This window comes from Cohnella sp. GCM10012308 (genome assembly GCF_042649185.1).
In the GTDB taxonomy this organism is placed as follows: Bacteria; Bacillota; Bacilli; order Paenibacillales; family Paenibacillaceae; genus Cohnella.
The window spans coordinates 65,686-85,958 of sequence record NZ_JBHRYU010000021.1 but is presented as its reverse complement, the minus strand read 5'-3'; the positions used below and the strand labels follow the sequence as shown (position 1 = coordinate 85,958).

Annotated in this window: 16 protein-coding genes; 12 read left to right on the top strand and 4 right to left on the bottom strand. The window is 60.3% G+C overall.

Annotated features, from left to right (window positions below; all coding sequences use genetic code 11):
- Window positions 1-44 precede the first annotated feature (44 nt).
- Together mobA and ACFOTD_RS21285 are read left to right on the top strand one after the other, a co-directional pair.
- A complete protein-coding gene (gene mobA / locus ACFOTD_RS21290) occupies window positions 45-668 on the top strand; it encodes a molybdenum cofactor guanylyltransferase (protein ID WP_378121947.1) in 624 nt (207 codons plus the stop codon).
- 128 nt (window positions 669-796) lie between these two features.
- Window positions 797-3,115 (top strand): putative bifunctional diguanylate cyclase/phosphodiesterase, encoded by a 2,319-nt coding sequence (locus tag ACFOTD_RS21285; protein WP_378121946.1) that lies wholly within the window; start codon window positions 797-799, stop codon window positions 3,113-3,115.
- A gap of 97 nt (window positions 3,116-3,212) precedes the next feature.
- On the opposite strand, the gene ACFOTD_RS21280 is transcribed toward ACFOTD_RS21285, so the two are convergent.
- The 3 genes from ACFOTD_RS21280 to ACFOTD_RS21270 form a co-directional block, all read right to left on the bottom strand.
- Window positions 3,213-3,545 (bottom strand): ArsR/SmtB family transcription factor, encoded by a 333-nt coding sequence (locus tag ACFOTD_RS21280; protein WP_378121945.1) that lies wholly within the window; start codon window positions 3,543-3,545, stop codon window positions 3,213-3,215.
- Complete coding sequence (locus ACFOTD_RS21275; protein WP_378121944.1) at window positions 3,545-3,970, bottom strand: SRPBCC family protein; 426 nt, start codon at window positions 3,968-3,970, stop codon at window positions 3,545-3,547. Before ACFOTD_RS21275 ends, ACFOTD_RS21280 begins: the two co-directional genes overlap by 1 nt.
- Window positions 3,971-4,342: 372 nt before the next feature.
- Complete coding sequence (locus tag ACFOTD_RS21270) at window positions 4,343-5,533, bottom strand: conserved virulence factor C family protein (RefSeq protein ID WP_378121943.1); 1,191 nt, start codon at window positions 5,531-5,533, stop codon at window positions 4,343-4,345.
- Window positions 5,534-5,700: 167 nt separating this feature from the next.
- On the opposite strand from ACFOTD_RS21270, the gene ACFOTD_RS21265 reads away from it, so the two are divergent.
- The 4 genes from ACFOTD_RS21265 to ACFOTD_RS21250 all read left to right on the top strand — a co-directional run bounded on the left by ACFOTD_RS21265 (window position 5,701) and on the right by ACFOTD_RS21250 (window position 11,860).
- The gene (locus tag ACFOTD_RS21265; protein WP_378121942.1) at window positions 5,701-6,672 is read left to right on the top strand and encodes an MBL fold metallo-hydrolase; all 972 of its coding nucleotides are present in this window, start codon (window positions 5,701-5,703) and stop codon (window positions 6,670-6,672) included.
- A complete protein-coding gene (locus tag ACFOTD_RS21260; RefSeq protein ID WP_378121941.1) occupies window positions 6,669-8,288 on the top strand; it encodes an ABC-F family ATP-binding cassette domain-containing protein in 1,620 nt (539 codons plus the stop codon). Before ACFOTD_RS21265 ends, ACFOTD_RS21260 begins: the two co-directional genes overlap by 4 nt.
- Window positions 8,289-8,487: 199 nt before the next feature.
- Entirely contained in the window at window positions 8,488-10,311 is a 1,824-nt protein-coding gene (locus tag ACFOTD_RS21255) for a cache domain-containing sensor histidine kinase (protein WP_378121940.1), read from the top strand.
- Window positions 10,286-11,860 carry a response regulator gene (locus ACFOTD_RS21250; RefSeq protein WP_378121939.1) on the top strand — a complete coding sequence of 525 codons (1,575 nt, stop codon included), beginning with the start codon at window positions 10,286-10,288 and terminating at the stop codon, window positions 11,858-11,860. Before ACFOTD_RS21255 ends, ACFOTD_RS21250 begins: the two co-directional genes overlap by 26 nt.
- Window positions 11,861-11,932: 72 nt before the next feature.
- On the opposite strand, the gene ACFOTD_RS21245 is transcribed toward ACFOTD_RS21250, so the two are convergent.
- The gene (locus ACFOTD_RS21245) at window positions 11,933-12,244 is read right to left on the bottom strand and encodes a hypothetical protein (protein ID WP_378121995.1); all 312 of its coding nucleotides are present in this window, start codon (window positions 12,242-12,244) and stop codon (window positions 11,933-11,935) included.
- 288 nt (window positions 12,245-12,532) lie between these two features.
- Here ACFOTD_RS21245 and ACFOTD_RS21240 point away from each other — a divergent pair, with 288 nt between their 5' ends.
- The 6 genes from ACFOTD_RS21240 to ACFOTD_RS21215 all read left to right on the top strand — a co-directional run bounded on the left by ACFOTD_RS21240 (window position 12,533) and on the right by ACFOTD_RS21215 (window position 20,234).
- Window positions 12,533-13,447, top strand: a complete 915-nt coding sequence (locus ACFOTD_RS21240) for a carbohydrate ABC transporter permease (RefSeq protein WP_378121938.1) — start codon at window positions 12,533-12,535, stop codon at window positions 13,445-13,447.
- A 6-nt stretch (window positions 13,448-13,453) separates the two neighbouring features.
- Window positions 13,454-14,296 (top strand): carbohydrate ABC transporter permease, encoded by an 843-nt coding sequence (locus tag ACFOTD_RS21235; protein WP_378121937.1) that lies wholly within the window; start codon window positions 13,454-13,456, stop codon window positions 14,294-14,296.
- A 139-nt stretch (window positions 14,297-14,435) separates the two neighbouring features.
- Entirely contained in the window at window positions 14,436-15,788 is a 1,353-nt protein-coding gene (locus ACFOTD_RS21230; protein ID WP_378121936.1) for an ABC transporter substrate-binding protein, read from the top strand.
- Window positions 15,789-15,985: 197 nt separating this feature from the next.
- Entirely contained in the window at window positions 15,986-17,641 is a 1,656-nt protein-coding gene (locus ACFOTD_RS21225) for an MGH1-like glycoside hydrolase domain-containing protein (protein ID WP_378121935.1), read from the top strand.
- Window positions 17,642-17,656: 15 nt separating this feature from the next.
- On the top strand, window positions 17,657-18,553 hold the full coding sequence (locus ACFOTD_RS21220; RefSeq protein WP_378121994.1) for a glycoside hydrolase family 43 protein: 897 nt from the start codon (window positions 17,657-17,659) through the stop codon (window positions 18,551-18,553).
- Window positions 18,554-18,863: 310 nt separating this feature from the next.
- On the top strand, window positions 18,864-20,234 hold the full coding sequence (locus ACFOTD_RS21215) for an SH3 domain-containing protein (protein ID WP_378121934.1): 1,371 nt from the start codon (window positions 18,864-18,866) through the stop codon (window positions 20,232-20,234).
- Window positions 20,235-20,273 lie beyond the last annotated feature (39 nt).

The following is a 20,273-nucleotide window of genomic DNA, read 5'->3' as shown; positions in this document are numbered from 1 at the left end:
GGAGGTGCGTCCTCGTGCGTTCCATCGAGAAAGGAGACCATGACATGTCCACTACATCCGTTACCGGCGCGATTCTTGCAGGCGGCACCAAGGCAATGTTCGGAGGAACTCTGAAAGCGCTTCTGCCGCTGCAGGAGGAGGCCTTGATCGTCAGGCAAGTGCGCGAAATGCGCAAGCTGTGCAAAGAAATCATTGTCGTTACCGATACGCCGAAGCCTTTTTTTGACGTATTGGATTCGTCAGTTCGCATCATTACGGACTATTATCCGGGTCGGGGACCGCTTGGCGGCATGCACTCGGCGCTGCGCCTCGCGCGCAATCCGCTGGTATGGATCGTCGGCTCGGACATGCCGTTCGTCTCGGCCGAGGAAGCCCGCCGGCTGATGACGGGCTTCTCGGACGGCGTTCAAGCCGTCATCCCGATCGCCTGCGAGCGGCCGGTCCCGCTGCATGGGCTGTACGACAGCCGCTGCTCGGAGACGGTCGCTGCGCTGTTGTCAGCCGGAGGAGAGAGCATGGAGAGCTTGCTTGGACGGATGCCCTGGCTTGGCGTGCCGTCGGAGGGAGAAGCGGGACAAGATACGCCCATGTTCTCGTTCGAGATTCAGGGCGAGGCCGACTACGAGCGCGCCAAGAGCCTGCTGCACGTCGCGCGCTCTACCGGCTAAGCGGGCCTGCTCTTCACTGGAAACGCTATTTCGAAACGAATCAAGACGACGTTCGACGCCCGTGCAGGATTATGTCGTTTTATGTTGAAATAGCTATGTACAGTCCGACTCCGGGGGAAAGTCATTTTATGCATTCAGCTGAACCGATCCATTATACATCCGCCAGAAAAGCAGCGCTGGGCGTTTGGGCGCTGCTTCTTGTCATTTTTGTTCTTCTCTCCGTTCCGATCGCCTGGAGCACGTCTCTCTACGAGGACAGAATCGTGCGCAAGGCCGACCAGGATGCCGAAGCGGAGCTTGCCTCGCAAGCCAATTCACTCAGGCTCGCAGTCGAGCGACGACTGCTTCTGGCGGAGAGTCTCAAGGCGTTTGCGGATACGGAGCTCATGGACGGCAAAGAAATCGACGACGCGCGCTTCAACGAATTCGCGTCTCATTTCGTGCCTAAAATTCCGGACGTTCGCAATATATCCTTGTACCCGGCCGGCATCGCGCGTTACGTATATCCTTTAAAGGGGAACGAAGCGCTGCTCGGGCTTAATCTGTTCGAGCACAAGGATCAGGCGGTCCGGGATAATGCCACGCGCACGATGAAGATCGAAGAAGTCACGCTCATGGGGCCGCTGGAACTAACGCAGGGCGGACTCGGACTGTTGACGCGGCAGTCGATCTTCGTAAACGGCCGCTTTTGGGGCTTTGCCTCAGTCGTTCTGGACGTGCCGGCGCTGATCCGGGAAGGCATCCGTCCTACGGATACCGGCGAACTGGACATCGCCTTAAGGGCCAACGGCCGGCTCCTGCTGGGCGACGAAAAGCTTTTCGACGTAGAAGGCTTGAGAGAGATGGTCAGGCTTCCGGAGGGCGAATGGGCGCTCGCCGGCAAGCTGAAGGAGAGCAGGCTGCGCGAGATCGAGGGCAAGGTTCTCTTGATCCGGGCGATCTGCATGATTTGCGTGGCGCTCATCCTGTATTTGCTCTACGTGCAACTTACAGGCAAAGCCAAGCTGGACGTCAAGGTTCGCGAGCGGACGAGCGAGCTCCAGCGGGCGAACGAGATGATCGAAGCCTCGAACGAGGAATTGATCGCGATCGAAGAGGAGCTGCGCGAGCAGAACCGGGTGCTCGAGAGCAAGGAGCAGGCGCTTCGTTATATGGCTTATCACGATGCGGTAACGGGTGCGTACAACCGGACCTATTTTAACCAGCACCTCGAGGAACAACGGTCCGCAGCCGAACGTATGTCAAGAAAACTGGCGCTTCTGTATCTGGACTTGGACCAGTTTAAACTGGTGAACGATACGCTCGGCCATACTTTCGGAGATATCTTGCTGAAAGAAGCCGCGACGCGTCTGCAAGGCATTCAGAACGAAACTTACCCCGGGCTGGCATTCTACAGAATAGGCGGGGATGAGTTCACGATTATTCTTCCGCTCATCGAGGATCCGGAAGCCGGCAAGCAGCTTGCGGAGCAGGTAATCGAGCTGTTCCGTCAACCCTTCTTCCTCAAAGGAGCCGAATATTACTTGACCGCGAGCGTCGGCATCGCGATCTATCCCGACCATGGCGCCGATGCGCCGACGCTTATCAAAAACGCCGACAAAGCGATGTACGCGGCCAAGGAAGCCGGGAAAAACCGGTATAAATGCTATGACGGCGCGGATCAGTCGGGCGCCGGCGAGCTGATGGAGCTGCGGAGCTACCTGCGCAAGGCGCTGTCGCGCGGCGAGCTTGAGCTGTATTATCAGCCGCAGATTCAAGCAGGGAGCGGCAACCTCGTCGGTATGGAGGCGTTGCTGCGCTGGAATCATCCCAAATTGGGACCGGTCTCGCCCCAGCAATTTATTCCGCTCGCCGAGGAGACGGGGCTTATCGTCGAGATCGGCGAGTGGGTGCTCCGCGTCGCCTGCGCGCAGAACAAAGCGTGGCAGGAGGCGGGATTCCCCGAGCTGCGAATCGCGGTTAACCTGTCGGCACGCCAGTTCGCTTCGGGCGACGTGGCTGCGTCCGTCCGCGGCGCATTGGAATCGTCGGGACTCGATCCGCAATATCTGGAGCTTGAGATCACGGAGAATATGGCCATGAAAAACGAGAATCTCCCGACGCTCGAGCTGCTGCGGGATATGGGAATCACGCTGTCGATCGACGACTTCGGCACCCAGCATTCGTCGCTCGGCTACCTGAAGACGCTGCCGATCAGCCGCATCAAGATCGACCGTTCCTTCGTCAGCGGCATCGGCAAAGACGAACGGGACGAGGCGATCATTCACGCGATGATGCTCGTGGCCCGGCGCCTGAAGCTGTCCGTCGTGGCCGAGGGCGTCGAGACGGAGGCGCAATACCGCTTCCTCGCCGAACACGAGTGCGACGATATTCAGGGCTTCCTGTTCTACCGACCGCAGCCGGCGGAGCTCATCCGGAAAATCCTGCTCGAGCATTGGAAGGCATAATGCAATGAATTGAAGACGCAGCAAGTAACTTCCTGCCGTTGCGCACGCCAAAAATCCCTCCGCGCTGCTCGTGCGCGGGGGGATTTTTCGCAGCTCATTATGCGTCGTTGTCTTGTTCTTCCACCAAATGCTTCAGCATCGCCAGCTTGTTGTCCCAGAACTGCTCGAAGTAAGAGAGCCAATCCTTAAGCTCCGTCAGCGGCTCGGGGCGAAAGGCGTAACGCGTCTCGCGTCCGGCACGCCGCTCGGTGACGAGCCCCGCTTCCCGCAGGACCCGCAAATGCTTGGAGACGGCGGTCCGGCTCATCTCGAACTGTCCGCTGAGCGCCGACAACGGCTGCTCGCCCTGCGTCAGCAGGCGCAGCAGGCGCCGCCGGCTCGGGTCCGCGATCGCCTGGTAGACGTCGTGCTGCGGCAGCGGCTGTCCCATCAGGCTTCGAGCAGCCGCTGCAGCTTGGCGGCGATGCCGTCCCAGCCGCCTGCCATATGTTCGCGGATGATGCCGTGCGGTTGTCCGAACTCTGTCAGCGTGTCCTCGTCCCAGCCTCCGTGCGTGAGCGTGAACGCGGTGCGCGCGTCCGGCAGCTCATTGAGTTCGAACGACAGCGTCCAGTCCTTGCCCCAGTTCATAGAGAACCGCTCCGGCGGATCGAATACGGTCACTTTGCACGGCGACATGCCGAACTGTCCGGCATTGAGCGTAAATTCATGGCCGACGACCGGTTCGAAACCGATCGGCGGCATGAACCAGGCGGAGATGCCTTCGGCCGTGGATACCATGTTCCAGACCTTCTCGATGGGCGCGTTGAGCTCAAGGGTACGTACGATATCGGGGAGTTTGCGGGAATTGCTCATGTCATTGGACCTCCTCAAAATAAATAGGAAACCATCTGGTTTCTCTTTCGCATGATCATCATACGAAACCAAATGGTTTCATGTCAATGGAGAAATATGTCCATGCGGGTACAACGTCGTTTTTCCCGTTTTAACAGTATCCCCTTCAAACAGGAAAGCGAATGCGGGTATTGTCCGCATTCGCTTTCTTTGTTGGCCTAACCTGCAGTCCACAGGCTTTGCTGCGTTTAAAATGGTGAGCTTGCCGGGACTTCGATGCTGGAGGTTTGAAAGTGATCCTGACCGAAGGGGATATTGTTCAAGCGCGCGAAAATACCGTTGCTTCAGCCGAAACTTCCATTTTTGCGCATGCACCGCTTGTAACGCTGCGGTCTATTTTTGCGCTTCGTTCTCGCCTTGTTGCTGCTCGCGCATGCGCGTCATCTGCTGCCAGACCGAGCCGGCGGCTTCCTCGCCGCTGCGAATGCGAGCGATGGCGATCTCGGCCTGCAGCTTCACCTCGAACTCCGGCTCGGCTGCGGCCACGCGCTCCAACGCCTCAAGCGCGGACTCGTTGCCGGCCTCGTACAGGAAGCGCGCGGCGCGCCAGCGCACGAGCTTGTTGGCGTCGCCGAGCGACTCCGCCATCGCCGGACCTGCGGCGGGATCGCCGATGTCCGAGAGCGTGTCCCCCGCCGTGCGGCGCACGGCCGCCGACGAATCCTTGAGCGCGGCCAGCAGCGGCGGCAGCGCTTCGGGAACGCGCAGATCGCCGAGGTAAACTACGGCGAGCCGGCGCACCGATACCTGCGGGTCGCGCGCGGCCTGCGCGAGCAGCGGCAGCAGCTCCGCGTCGGGCTTCGCCCGCGACAGCGCCGCATAGCGCGTCTGCCAGTCCGGCGCGCGCAGCGCCGCCTCGAGCTCGTCCGGCGTCGTCGCCCGGCTCGCCGCGGCGACGCCCTCGGGCCCGTCCGCCCCGGCCGCGCCTTCGCCCGCGCCAGCAGCTTGCGCGGCTGCGATCAGCTCGCGCAGCCGCTCGTCCGGGTATGCCGCGTCCAGCTCGCGCGCGACCTCCTCCAAGATCTCCTGCGGCTCGCCGTAGCGGACGCCGAACTCCGCGAGCCGGCGCTCGCGGATGAACGTGCCGGCCGCGGCTTCGTTCACGGCATCCGTGAACCGCTGGCCGAGCGCGGCCCGCGATTCCTGGCCGCCGCTTTGCACGCGGATCTGCATCGGGATGCCGCGGTACATCTGCACGAGCACGCGGGCTTCGCCGAAGCTGTATGCCAGCGCGTCGTCGCCCGCACCGGCGCCTCCGCCGTCCGCGGCGGCGCCGAACAGCTCGCGCACGGCCGCAAGGATGCCGGCCCAGTCCGCGCTCGGGCGGCGGTCCAGCGCGAAGAAGTCGGCCGTCCGGAACGCCGACTTCACGCCGGGAATCTCCAGCATCTTCGCCACGAAAGGCGGCAGCTGGTCCTTTTTGTCCATCGTATAGGTATGGCGTTCGCCGGCCGGCAGCGCCTCGTCCACGTTCAGCTTCATTGAATTCGGGCTGGGCGTCGGCTCAATTGACAGCAGCTTCATGTACACACGACCTCGCTTTGCATATGGTGATCTCGCCGTTCTCTCTCTATACAATACCGCACCGCGTTCCGTATTGCCAAAGGAAGGGTATTTAAGTGACATATCGGTCTTGGTACATTGGCCTGATTCCTGCTATAGTAAGATTAGTACGTCAACGGAGGGGTACCATGCCTAAGAGCCGCTTCGGCAACCTGGATGCCATTCGCGCGGGCGCCGCGGGGAAGGACCAGTTCGCGCGATGGCGTCAGGAACGCCTGCAGAAGATGAGGAACAAAGGCTATCTGGAATGCGTCCCGAACGTGAAGCCGGATCTGCCGTTCCTCCATCATAACCGTCAAGAGCCGTCCGTTACCTGGATTGGGCATTCTACGTTTTTGCTGCAGATGGGCGGCCTTAATATCGTCACCGACCCGGTATGGGCGCGCCGCATGGCGCTGCAGAAGCGGCTGGCGCCGCCCGGCGTCGAGCTGTCCGATATGCCGTCCGTCGACCTCGTGCTCGTCTCTCATTCCCACTACGACCATCTTCACTTCGGATCGCTGCGTCGCTTGCGGGGACCCAAGCGGCTGTACGTACCGGCCGGCCTGAAGCGCAAGATGGCGATCAGGGGATTCGGCGAGGTTCACGAGATGCACTGGTGGGAGAATTGTACCGTGCACGGCGTGAAGTTCACCTTCGTGCCGGCCCAGCACTGGACCCGTCGCAATCCCTGGGACATGAACAACTCCCACTGGGGCGGCTGGGTGATGGAGACGCATCACGGTCCCACGATCTACTTCGCGGGGGACAGCGGCTACTTCAGGGGATTCGAGGAGATCGGCCGCCGCTTCAAGATCGATGTGGCGCTGATGCCGATCGGGGCCTATGATCCCGAATGGTTCATGGCTGCGCAGCACGTGAGCCCCGAAGAGGCGCTCAGGGCCTATCAGGACCTGAAAGCAGATATTTTCGTTCCTATGCATTACGGCGCCTTCAAGCTGTCGGACGACACGCCGATGGAGGCGCTGGAGAGGCTTGAGGCGGAGCGCGCGCGCCTCGGCATTCCGCAGGAGAAGATCTTCCTGCTCCAGCACGGAGAGACCATGCGCTTCTCGCAGAGCCATGTCATCGATAACGAAGCAAAGGATGGATTGGATTGATCACAGTTAATAACGTCAGCCTCAGATTCGGCAAGCGTCCGCTTTTTGAGGATGTCAACATCAAGTTCACGCCGGGCAACTGCTACGGCCTGATCGGCGCGAACGGAGCGGGCAAGTCGACGTTCCTTAAGATTCTGTCGGGCGAAGTGGAGCCTTCGAGCGGCGAAGTGTTCATCACGCCGGGCGAGCGCCTCGCGGTGCTCAAGCAGAACCACTTCGAGTACGACGAATTCAAGGTGCTCGATACCGTTATTATGGGCTACGAGCGCTTGTACCAAGTCATGAAGGAGAAGGACGCCATCTATGCGAAGGCCGACTTCACCGACGAGGACGGCATGCGCGCGGGCGAGCTCGAGGCCGATTTCGCCGAAATGAACGGCTGGGAAGCCGAGAGCGACGCGGCGGAAATGCTGAACGGCCTCGGCATCACGACCGACCTGCACGACAAGCAGATGTCCGAACTGGGCGGCAACGAGAAGGTTCGCGTCCTGTTGGCGCAGGCTTTGTTCGGCCAGCCGAACATCCTGCTGCTCGACGAGCCGACCAACCACTTGGACCTCGAATCGATCAACTGGCTCGAAGAGTTCCTGTCCCGTTATACGGGTACTGTCATCGTCGTATCGCATGACCGGCACTTCCTGAACCAGGTTTGCACGAATATCGCGGACATCGACTTCGCCAAGATCCAGATGTACGTGGGCAACTACGACTTCTGGTACGAGTCGAGCCAGCTCGCCACGCAGCTGATGCGCGACCAGAACAAGAAGAAGGAAGACAAGATCAAGGAGCTGCAGGCGTTCATCCAGCGCTTCTCGGCGAACAAGTCCAAGGCCAAGCAAGCGACCAGCCGCCGCAAGATGCTCGACAAGATCTCGCTGGACGACATCCGTCCGTCGAGCCGCAAATATCCGTTCATCCAATTCAAGCCGGAGCGCGAAGCGGGCAAGCAGATCGTCACGGTCGACAACGTCAGCCTGACGGTCGACGGCGAGAAGCTGCTCGACGGCGTGTCCTTCGTCGTGAACAAAGGCGACAAGATCGCGCTGGTCGGTCCTTACGGCCAAGCGAAGTCCGCGCTGTTCCAGGTGATGATGAACGAGATCCAGCCGGACGAAGGTTCCGTGCAATGGGGCGTTACGATCACGCCGGCGTATTTTCCCAAGGACAACTCGGCTTACTTCGAAGGCAACGACGACTCGCTCGTCGATTGGCTGCGCCAGTATTCCAAGGATCAGGACGAATCGTTCATCCGCGGCTTCCTCGGCCGCATGCTGTTCTCCGGCGACGAAGCGCTGAAGAAGGCTTCCGTGCTGTCGGGGGGCGAGAAGGTCCGCTGCATGCTGTCCAAGATGATGCTGACCAGCGCCAACACGCTGCTGCTCGACGAGCCGACCAACCACTTGGACCTCGAGTCCATCACGGCGCTGAACAATGCGCTCGTCGACACCGACGAGACGATGATCTTCACGTCGCATGACCATCAGTTCATCCAGACGATCGCCAACCGCATAATCGAGATTACGCCGAACGGCTTGATCGACCGGATGACGACGTACGACGAATACCTGGAGAATCCGGAGATCGCCGCGCTGCGCGCGCGCATGCTGCCGGCCTGATCGGGCTTGAAAAAAGCTTCGACATTTCTGTAATACAATTGTAATGTGCGTTTCCGTTTCAATGGCGGTCGTTTTGTACAATGTATGAGTGACCCCCCTTTTCAATATATCTTTCTTAAGAGCCTTCCGGTCGGATACCGGAGGCTCTCTTTTTTTGTGGTATGATGTTTAAACTTATACCGCGATGAAGGGGACGCCTATGTTCTATTCGCTGAGAAACCGGCTGATCGCTTTTTTCGTCCTGTTGTTCGTCCTGTCGTTCGGCGCGCTGTCCGTGCTGATCTTCAACGAATCCCGCTCGATCATCCGCTCCTACATCGAATCGTCGGCGTTGGAAAAAATGGACGAGTACGGCTCTTACGTCGATATGGTTCAGACGCAGATCTACGACCTCGCATCGCTTGTCTTCAACAGCGACTTGACGGACGAGTGGGACGAGGCTGCGTCGGACCCGAATCTGCCGGAAGGCGAAAAGATGCTGGCGCATCTGCAGATGAGCAAATATCTGTCGCAGACGAACAATAGTTACTCGAGCGTCTCTTCCGTTGCGATCTATCGCCAGGAGGGAATGTGGGTCAGCATGGGCAATCAGGTCGTCCGCGACAAAGCGTTTCTCGACCAGGAATGGTACCGCAGCTTCAAGACCGCGAACGAGCGCTGGCTGCCGGCGCACACCGACGACGTCGAACTGCAGATCCGCGGCAGCTCGCTTCCGGTCGTCAGCATGCTGATGCCGCTCGGCGTATTCGAGCCTTCGCAGGCGCGCAACGTGCTGAAGGTTAATGTAAGCGCAGACTATTTCCTCGAGCCGCTGAACCGGATTCACCTCGGAGAGAACGGCACGATCTACCTGCTCGACCGCGGCGGCAGCCCGATGCTCTCCCAGAGCGAGTACGGCTCGCACGGCGAAGCGCAAAGCCAAGTCGAAGCCGCGCGGGAAGGCTGGCGCAAGCAAGGCGTCCTCTACTTCAAAAACGAGCAGGGGCAGCCTCAAATCCTCGTTTACAAAAAGCTGGCGCTGACGGACTGGATGCTGGTGGGCTTCGTATCCGAGAAAGACCTGTACGCGCAGTTGCTCAAGCTGCGCAACAGCATCTTATTCCTGTTCGCGCTGCTGCTGGCCGTCTCCCTGTTCCTTGCCTTCTGGCTGTCGCACGGCGTCACCAAGCCGCTTTCGCGGCTCGTGTCCGCGATGCGCCACGTGCAGCGGGGCGACTTCGACAGCGCCGAGAGCCGGCTGCCGCCCGCAAGGCGCGTCCGAAGCGAAGTCGGCTTCGCCACGGCGACCTTCCGCAACATGATCGTACGCCTCCGCCAGCATATCCAGAGCGAATTCGAGCTGAAGCTGCTGCGTCAGCAAGCCGAATATAAGGCGCTGCTCATGCAGATCAATCCGCATTTTCTGTTCAATACGTTAGAGCTGCTGAGCAGCCTGGCCATGCAGAAGCGGACGGACGACACGGTCAAGGTCATCGTGTCGCTGGGCAAAATGCTGCGCTTCTCGCTTCGCCTGAGCGACGACCTCGTCGGTCTGAAGGAAGAGATGAAGTACGTGCGGGACTACGCGTCCATCCTGCAGGTGCGCTTCGGCGACAAGCTGCGGCTACAGGTCGTGGAAGAAGGCGACCTGTCATCGCTGACCGTCGTGAAATTCATTTTGCAGCCGCTCATCGAAAATGCCGTAAAATACGGCTTCAGGCAGCATCCGGAGGCGATCGTGGAAGTGCGGGTGTTCCGGTCGGACGGGCGTCTGCATCTGTGCGTAGCCGACAATGGACCCGGCATGCCGGAGCAGCTGCGGTTGCAACTGATCGAGGGGACCGCCTCGTCCAGGCTCGACGAGATCTTGAGCAGCCGGGAACGGCAAATCGGACTGGGCAACGTGCTCGCGCGCTGCCGCTTGTATTACGGCTCTCTATTCGAAGTGCGCATCAATGCAGCTGACGGCACCGGCACGCGCATCGAACTCATCATTCCCTTACAGGAGGCGTCCAGCGATGTACCTAGTATTGATCGTGGATGACGAACCGGAGATCCGGCAAGGCCTTAAGCTGAAAATTGACGCGGACAAGCTGGGACTCGAGCTGGCCGGTGAAGCTTCGAACGGCGTCGAGGCGCTGGAACGCCTGGAGGACGAAGCCTTCGACATCGTCATTACGGATATGAACATGCCGGTCATGGACGGCGTATCGTTCCTCGAAGCGTGCCGCGAGCGTCACCCGGACATCCGTCTCGTCGTTATTACCGGCTACGAGGATTTTCAGTATGCCAGAGCCGCGCTCCGGCATCAGGCCAGCGATTATCTGCTCAAGCCCGTCGCCGCGGACGAGCTGGCCGACGTGCTCGCGAAGGTGACCGCCGAGCTGGACGGCGAGCGGCAGGAAACGGCGCGCGAGGAGCGGACCAAGTGGGAGCTCTCGCAATACTATCAAGAGATGAAGGAGCACTTCATCGTCCGCCTGATTAAAGGCGAGGCGGACCGGGAGGCGGCGGCCTTGGAGCGGGCGCGCAAGTTCGGGCTGGACGCGTGGTCCGGGATGGAAGTTCGCTTCCTGACCGTCGGGCTGCGCCGGCGGACGGCGGCCAGGACGCCCGATCGCAGCCCGGACCAGTTCCGCCTGGCCCTTGAGCTGATTTGCAGGGAGCGGGCGCAGGAGAGCGGCGGGGCTTGCGAGGCGTTTCGCGACGCGAGCTATCCCGGTCTCGTGCACTTCGCGACCGCGGAGAGCGAGGCTTGGCAGCGGGACTTCGCGGAGCGGCTCGCGGAGCAGGCGGCCGCGCTGCTCGGCTTCGAGCTGGCCGTCGGCTTGGGACGGCCGGCGACAGGCTTCGGACAGTGGAAGGAAGGCTATCTCTCCGCGCTGCTCGCCTGGAACCTGTCCGAGAGTGGGCTCGCCGAGGAGGACCGCCGGACGCCAGCCGGCCGGACCGCGCTGACCGGCGAGGAGCTCAAGGTGCTCGAGCGCTATCTGGCGCGTGGCGAGCTCAATGCGTTCGAGCGCGCGATCCGGCAGCCGTTGGACGAAGCGTTCGCGGCATCCCAGGCCGGCTTCGTCAAGGTCATTTTTCAGCTGTATCTGGCGCTGGAGTCTCAGGCATTCGAGTTGCATATCGCGATCGATCATGCGGAACAGCTGTGGCTGCGCCCCGAGCTGGCGCTCGCGCTGGATTCGGCGGACAAGGCCATCGAATTTTTAACGCGGATCGCCGATAAAGTGGCACGGCAGCATCGTCACGAAGCCGAAGAAAACGACCATGCGCTCATCGATGCCGTGCTGCGATATATCGACGAAAACTATATGACGGATCTGAACCTGACCGACCTGGCCGAACGCTTCAATTACAATCCGTCCTATTTCTCGGAGATGTTCAAGAGCAAGGTCGGCAAGACGTTTATCCAATACGTCACCGACGCCCGGATGGCGCAGGCAATCCGGCTGCTGGAAGGGACGCAGCTGAGCCTGTGGGATATCGCGGAGCTGACGGGCTTCTCCAATGCCAGCTACTTTAGTGCGAAGTTCAAACGCATGTACGGCGTGACGCCGTCGGATTATCGGAAGGGCTTCAAGTAAATGGGCAAGAAAACTCCCCCATGCCGGAAGAGAATATAAAAATCCCCGGCGACTATCGCCGGGGAAAGATAATTATACAGCGTTGCCGAGCGGCGCATTGGAAGTGATGATGCGGCGATCGACGAGGGCTGTTTTAGCCCATTCGTCGGCAGGGCCATAACCCTTTTCAAGGAGGGATCTCACATAATGCCCATTGTAAGCCCACCAGGAAATGATTCCGTAAATTCCTAGCGTTACGATGCTAAGACCCCAAATACGGAAAAAGTTGCGAAAGTCGCCACGGAACAGCGGAACCCAAAGCCCGAAGAAAAAGAAGGTCCAAGAGAATCCAAGCTTTACTTGCTTGGTAACTCCGGAGGAGTGCCTAAGACTTATTCTCATCATGATCACCGTAAAAAGTCCTCATCGGATGAGGTATTTGCTCCTATGTATGTGCTACAATTCTACAACAATTGGCGTTATTTGGCGATAGAAATAGGTATAACCAATTGAGGTTTAATTTGTATACCTGGTGTAAAATCATTTTTACATGCGCGTGACGCCGTCCGACTACAGGCAGCGTGCCTCCGCATCCGGAAAAATTGATAGCGAATTGCCGAAGAAATAGAATTCATCCTGCCGCCTCCGATGCTTATGATGAATTTATCATCATCGCAAAGGAGGCGTCGCGATATGCGTACTGCGCGCCGGCAACGGCTTTACCCCCACAACCGTACGGCCTATTTATTTTTGCTGCCCTGGCTGATCGGCCTATTCTGCCTGACGCTCGGGCCGATGCTCGGCTCGCTGTATCTGTCGCTGACGAAGTACAATCTGCTCAGCGCGCCGGAGTGGATCGGCTTCGCGAATTACAAAACCATTTTTACCGACGACTCAACCTTCACGGGCTCGCTGAAGCTGACGTTCAAATACGTCATCCTGTCGGTGCCGCTGCGCCTGATCTTCGCGCTGCTCGTGGCTATGGCGCTCAACAAGGGGATCCGGGCGCTCGGCATCTACCGCACCGTCTACTACATTCCGTCGCTGCTCGGAGGCAGCGTTGCCATCTCGATCGTCTGGCGCCAGATCTTCGACACCGACGGCCTGATCAACGGCTTCCTCGGCTGGTTCGGTATCCACGGTCCCGCCTGGATCGCCCACCCCGATTACCTGATCTACCCGATCGTGTCGCTGTCGATCTGGCAGTTCGGCTCCGCGATGGTCATCTTCCTCGCGGGACTCAAGCAGATTCCGGCCGACCTGTACGAAGCCTCGCAGGTGGATGGCGCGGGCAAGGTCCGCCAGTTTTTCAAAATCTCGCTGCCGATGCTGACGCCCGTTCTTTTTTTCAACCTGATCATGAGCATCATCAATTCCTTCCAGGCGTTCACGCCGGCTTACGTCATCGGCGACGGACACGGCGGGCCGCTCGACGCGTCGATGTTCTACACGCTGTATCTGTACCTGAAGGGCTTCTCTTACTTCGATATGGGCTATGCCAGCGCCTTGGCCTGGATCATGCTCGTCATTATCGCCGCCTTCACGGGCATTGTCTTCGCCACGTCCCGGTTCTGGGTGTTCTACGGCGACGGCAAGGAAGGGAGGTAATCGGGCATGCTGACGCTTAGACGCTATTCCGGCCGCGGCCTGCGGCATCTGCTCATCATTTTGATCGGCCTGGCGATGCTCTACCCGGTGTTGTGGCTGCTCGCAAGCTCGTTCAAGCCCAACCAGGATATTTTCACGAATACCGGTCTCTGGCCGAGCACATGGACGCTGGATAACTACCGCAACGGGTGGAAAGGATTCCAGGGCATTACGTTCGCCCGCTTCTTCGGCAATTCGGCGCTGGTGTCCGTGCTGGCCGTGCTCGGCAACATCGTTACGTGTTCGTTCGCGGCCTACGCGTTCGCGCGGCTGGAGTTCCGGTTCAAAAAGGTATGGTTCGCCATGATGCTGGTGACGATCATGCTGCCGTACCACGTCACGCTCGTGCCGCAATACATCATTTTCAGCGAGCTGCACTGGATCAATACGTACCTGCCGCTGTTTCTGCCGAAGTGGCTGGCGCACGATTCGTTTTTTATCCTGCTCATGGTCCAGTTTATCCGCGGCATTCCCAAGGAGCTCGACGAGAGCGCGACGATCGACGGTTGCAGCCAGCAGAAGCTGTACTTCCGCATCATCATGCCGCTGCTGGCGCCCGCGCTCATCACGACCGCGATCTTCACCTTCATCTGGACGTGGGACGACTTTTTCAGCCAAATGATCTACCTGAGCGATATCAAGCTGTTCACGGTGCAGCTCGGCATCCGGGCGCTGTTCGATCCGTCGGGCACCTCGGACTGGGGGGCGCTGATGGCCATCTCCGTCCTGTCGCTCGTCCCGATCACGCTGATCTTCCTGATCTTCCAGCGCTACTTCCTGGAAGGCATCGCGACGACGGGGCTGAAGTGAATCGAGGCGCGCTCCGGAAGCCGCCTGAAAAAATTGATAGCGAACAGCCGAAGGAATGACATTCAAGCGGCTTGCGATTCCAAGTAGGATGAGCAATGTAAACGCTTCTCATCTCAATACGATTAGGGGAGAGCTCACGATGAAAAAAAGATGGCTTTCGATCGCGGTGACCGCCATGGCGGTAGCGCTCAGCGCTTGCGGCAATTCGGGAGGGGCCGGCAAAGACGCGGCAGGTTCCGGTTCGACGGCAGGCTCGACGAATGCGGGCGGCGCAAGCGGAGAGCAAAAGCAGGTCGAGCTCCGCATGATGTGGTGGGGCGACCAGAAACGCGCCGATCTGACGAACAAGGCGATCGAGCTGTTCGAGCAGAAAAATCCGGGCATCGCGATTACCGGCGAATTCGGTCCGGCGGACGGTTACTTCGACAAGCTGAACACCCAGCTCGCCTCCGGCACCGCGCCAGACATCTTCTTCCTGGGCGGCAACGTGGTCGATTACGCCAGCAAGGGCGTGCTCCTCGATCTGGGACCGTACAAGGACAAGGAACTGAACCTGTCCGATATGGACACGACGATGGTGCAGTACGGCACGCTAGACGGCAAGCTGGTGCACATCTCGGCCGGCGCGAACGCCCGCGGCATCGTCGTCAACAAAACGATGTTCGAGAAGGCCGGCATCGAGGTGCCGCAGGACGGCTGGAACTGGGATGACTACGCCCGCATCAGCAAGGAAATCTCGGATAAGCTGGGCAAGGGCTATTACGGCTCCTACAACTTCACGACCGACAGCCTGGACATCTATCTGAAGCAAAACGGCAAGCAGTTGTACGACATGGCGAACAACAAGCTGGGCTTCGAGGAAGCCGACCTGCTGCCGTGGTTCCAATTCTGGGATAAAGCGTCCAAGGCCGGCGGCGTGGTGACGCCGGACCTGCAAGTGTCCAATCCGCCGACGGATGCCAGTAAATCGCTGATCATTACCGGCAAGGTCGCGATGACGCTGCTCCCGTCCAACATGCTGGCTTCGTTCCAGAGCACGACGAAGGACGAGCTGACGATGTTGCAGGTGCCTCGCGGTCCTAAGGGGACGGGCGTCGTCTTCGAATCGAGCCAGGGTATCTCGGGCTACGGCAAGACCGAGCATCCGGCCGAAGTCGCCAAGTTCATGGATTTCTGGATCAACGATCCCGAGGCGGCGAAAATTCTGGGCAGCAACCGCGGCGTGCCGGTGACGGCTTCGAGCCGCGCGGCGCTGGAAGCGGACGCGACCGCTGCGGACAAGATCGTGTACGACTTCACGAGCCGCGTCTCAGAGGCGAACAAGAAGGAGCCGTTCGCGATCAGCTACAACCCGCCGGGGAACGCGGAGTTCATCAAGCTGTCGGATAACACGGTACAGAAGATCGGCTTCGGCAAGGAAGGCGTGGAGAAGGCGGTCGCCGAGTTCTATAGCGGCACGGTCAAGATTTTTAACAGCAACAACAATTCTTGATGGCGAAATGGCGTTCCGAGCCGCGGCAGCGACGGACCGGATACGGTCCGTCGCTGCCGCGACTGCAGGCCACGATGGTGAGGACGCGGGCCTAGTGCCTAGATGCACGAATCATCCCCCGTCATTGCGGTTCGGCCTTCATCGCCGGCTCGCGATCGCGGGGGATTCTTATTTGATGAAAGCGGGGCGGTAGCAGGATGGTCATACAAGCGGAGCGGTTGCTCGACAAGTTAAGGAGGTTGCGACAGGAGAACGGCGACGGGCGGGAACGCCTCATTCCCGAAGCGCTGCGGCGATCCGGCGTCGGGTTCGCGGCTTCGGAGGGACGGCTCGAAGGCGTCTACTACCTTGCGATGCGTCAGCTTATGGAATGCATCAAGCCCACGGAAGCCGGCGATCCGATCCTGCAGGAGGGCGGCATCTACTTCGGCTGCTGGCTGGAGAGCACGGGGACGATCAACGCGGAGCTGCTTTCCCGTTTCCTGCCGGAGGTGTCGGAGGCGACCTACCTGTCGTTCGCGCGGCATCAGCGCGCCGACGGCTTATTCCCCTACAAGCTGACGGACAACGGCCCGTCCTTCAGGCAGATCCAGCTCGTCACGCCGCTCGCCCGCAGCGTATGGAACCATTATGCGCTCCACGGCGGAAGCAGGGGTGGGGACAAGACGTTTTTGCGGGAAATGTACGACGCGATGGCCCGGTATGACGGCTGGCTCGCCGAGAACCGCGACACGCGCGGCACCGGCTGCGTGGAGGCGTTCAGCGCCTTCGATACGGGGCACGATCTGTCGCCGCGCTTTTGGCATGCGCCGGATGCGCCTTACCGGGGCGACGCCTCCCGCTGGGATCCGGATTCGCCGGTGCTGCCGTTTCTCGCGCCGGACTTGACGGCCAACGTCTACTGCCAGCGCCTGTACCTGGCGAGGATCGCGGAGGAGCTGGGCGAGCCGGGCGACGCATGGCGGGAGAAGGCCGGCGCGAGCCTGCAAAGCTTGTTCCGGGCGTGCTTCGACGAAGGGGACCACTTCTTCTACGACCGCGACCGGCACGGGCGACTGGTGCGCGTGCAGTCCGACATTCTGCTCCGCGTCATGGCGTGCGAGGTGGGCGACCGGGCTTTCTTCGACGAGATGCTGAAGCGGTATTTGCTGAACGCGAGGAAGTTTTTCGCCAAATACCCGTTCACTTCGCTTGCGATGGACGATCCGCGGTTCGATCCCTTTTCCGATTACAACAGCTGGGCCGGACCGTCCAACTATCTCAGCCTGATCCGTGCGCCGCATGCGTTCGAGCATCATGGCCGCCATACGGAGCTGACTTGGGCGCTGCAGCCGATTTTGTCGTCGTTCGCCCGCGCGCCGCGCTTCGCGCAGACGGTGAGCCCCTGGACCGGTGAGGCGGGCTTCACCGAAGCCTATTCGCCTTCGATCCTATGCCTGCTCGACTATGTAGAGAGGCTGTGCGGCATCCTGCCGACGCCCGAAGGCGAGCTCTGGTTCACGGGGCTGCTGCCCGACGCCAGAGACCACGGGGAAGAGGCGACGGGGGAAACGGCTTATAGCCGGACGGTGGACGGCATTGTCTATGAATTGGTCAACACGCGCGAAGTCTCGCATGTATACCGCGACGAGCGTCCGTGGCTGACCTTCCCGTCCGGCGTCCGCGCGATCACGGACCGTACGGGCCGGCTGACCGGCTTGCTCGGCATGAGCGCGCGCAAGGTCGCGGGCGAGCTGCTATGGGACGGGCAGGCCGTGCCCTTCAGCGTTAAGGGCAACGAGTTGCTCGCTTTTGCGGATGGGAGTTTCGAGAGCGTGCTCGATATCGGGCTCGTTTATCCGACTTACGATTAAGGAGGAGTGGCTGTGCTGAACGGCAGGGACATTCAGATTCGGGATCCTTTCGTACTCCCCTTGGAGGCGGAGGGCCTCTATTATTTGTTCGGCAGCACCGACAAAAACATCTGGGGACCGGGAACCGGCTTCGACGCGTACGTCAGCGAAGATCTGTCGAGTTGGGAGGGGCCGCATCCCGTATTTCGACCGTCCGCGGACTTCTTTGCGGACACGAACTTCTGGGCGCCCGAGGTCTATGCGTATGCCGGACGCTACTATATGTTTGCGACGTTTCGCCGCAAGGACAACGGCCGGCTCGGCACGGCGACGCTCGCCGCAGAACGGCCGCTGGGACCGTTCGAGCCGGTGAGCGAGGGCCCTGTCACGCCGGAAGCCTGGAGCTCGCTGGACGGCAGCTTGTTCGTCGATGACGCGGGCGAGCCATGGATGGCGTTCTGCCACGAGTGGCAGCAGATCGGGGACGGGGAAGTATGCGCGGTTCGGCTGACCGCCGACCTGTCGCGTGCCGCAGGCGATCCGGTCACGCTGTTTCGCGCTTCGGAGGCGCCGTGGACGACGCCGTACGTGTCGCCGCGTTATCCGGATACGGCTAACTACGTGACCGACGGACCGTATTTAATCCGGGGGAATAAAGGCGGCTTGTACATGCTCTGGGCCAGCTTCATCGACAACAAGTACGCTCTCGGCGTAGCCAGGTCGGAGAGCGGCGGGATCCTGGGCCCGTGGACGCATCAGCCGGAGGCGCTCTATCGCAACGACGGCGGGCATGGGATGGTGTTCCGCCTGTTCGACGGACGGCGCGCGCTTGCGATCCATGCGCCCAACCGGACGCCGGAGGAACGGCCTTTATTTCTGGAGCTGACCGAAAGCGAGGGGACGATCAAGATCGGCCAGCTGCTGAACGATTAGGCGGAGAGTGAGAAACAGGCGCTTTCGCATCATGCGGGGGCGTCTTTTCGCGTTTTGCAACCGAATACAAATGCGCTTATACCCAATTGCTCTCATTTTAAATCTGGTAAATTAATGAAATTGGAAATCGGAAGATGTTGGGCGGCCTAGGCCTTGCATCTTTTTTCCTATGCACCCATGGAACTGTCTTCCTACATATCCAGCCCGGCCTGAGCACTCCGCATGATGGGAGGGAATCGGGACGCCTTCTATAATGAAGCGGAGAGGGATTCGACATCTTTCTCCAAAAAGCAACATGGGAGGCGTTGGCATGAACAGAAAACGTTGGGCTGCAGGGTTGATGTTGGCGACGATGCTGATGACGGCCGTGCCGGGGATGGCTTCGGCTGCACCGGCGCAGGCGGCGACGGTCGAGGTCGTAGCGACGGTTAGCCTGCGGGATGCGCCGAGCACGAGCGGCGATCTGGTCAGGTATCTGAAGGCGGGAGAATCCGTGACGCTGCTTCGGGAAGTAAACGATTATTGGCTGCAGGTGAAGGATGCCGGCGGCAAGATCGGGTACGTATCGTCGAACGAAAAGTACGTGAAAACCTCGAACGCGCCTGCTGCCTCCGCGCAGACGGCGATCGTTAAGGCGTCCGTAACGTTCCGGACGCAGCCCTCCACGTCGGGCGACAAGATCCGCATGCTGAAGCCGGGCGAAACCGTGGTCGTAACCGGCGTGCCGAACAGCTACTGGTTCGCGGTTCGCGACGCAAGCGGCGCCGAAGGTTACGTCAGCGCCTCCGAAGAATACATAAGCTTGAACGGCGCCGTGACGACGCCGACACCGACGCCGACACCGACGCCGACACCGACGCCGACGCCGACACCGACACCGACACCGACACCGACGGCTGCTGCTTCGCGGACGGCTACGATCGTGGCTACGGTTACGTTCCGGACGCAGCCGTCCACTTCCGGAGATAAGATCCGCATGCTGAAGGCGGGCGAGACCGTTGTCGTGACCGGACAGCCCAACGGCTACTGGTACGCAGTCCGCGACGCCGGCAGCGTCTCCGGGTATGTCAGCTCCTCCGACGCGTACCTTCGTTTGAACGCGACGGCGCCGACACCGACACCGACACCGACACCGACACCGACACCGACACCGACGCCGACACCGACACCGACACCGACACCGACGCCGACACCGACGCCGACACCGACGCCAACACCGACGCCGTCGGCTTCCAATTCGGCGAAGGTCGAAGCGGTGATCGCAGCCGGGTTGAAGTACCTCGGCACGCCTTACGAATACGGTTCGGACAGGAACAACACGCTGACGTTCGACTGCTCCGACTTCGTCAGGCAGGCGTTCAAGGACGCGCTCGGTCTCATGCTGCCGGCCGATTCCCGCAAGCAGGCGGCCTATGTAAGGGACAACGCGAAAGGCGTCACGACCGACTGGCATCAACTGAAGCGCGGGGATATCATGTTTTTCATGAGCTACAAGGGCTCCAAAGCTTCGCTCTACGACGGCAAGCAGCCGTTCGGCGAGACCGTTACCCATACGGGAATCTATCTCGGGAACGGGCAGGTGCTGCAGACGTACTCCGTAGAATCGGGCGGCGTACGCATCGACTCCATCGCGGGCAAACACTGGGAGTACCGCTTCCTTTTCGGCGGCAGCGCGCTCTAGATCCAAAACAAAAACAGCCTGCGTCCATTGGACGCAGGC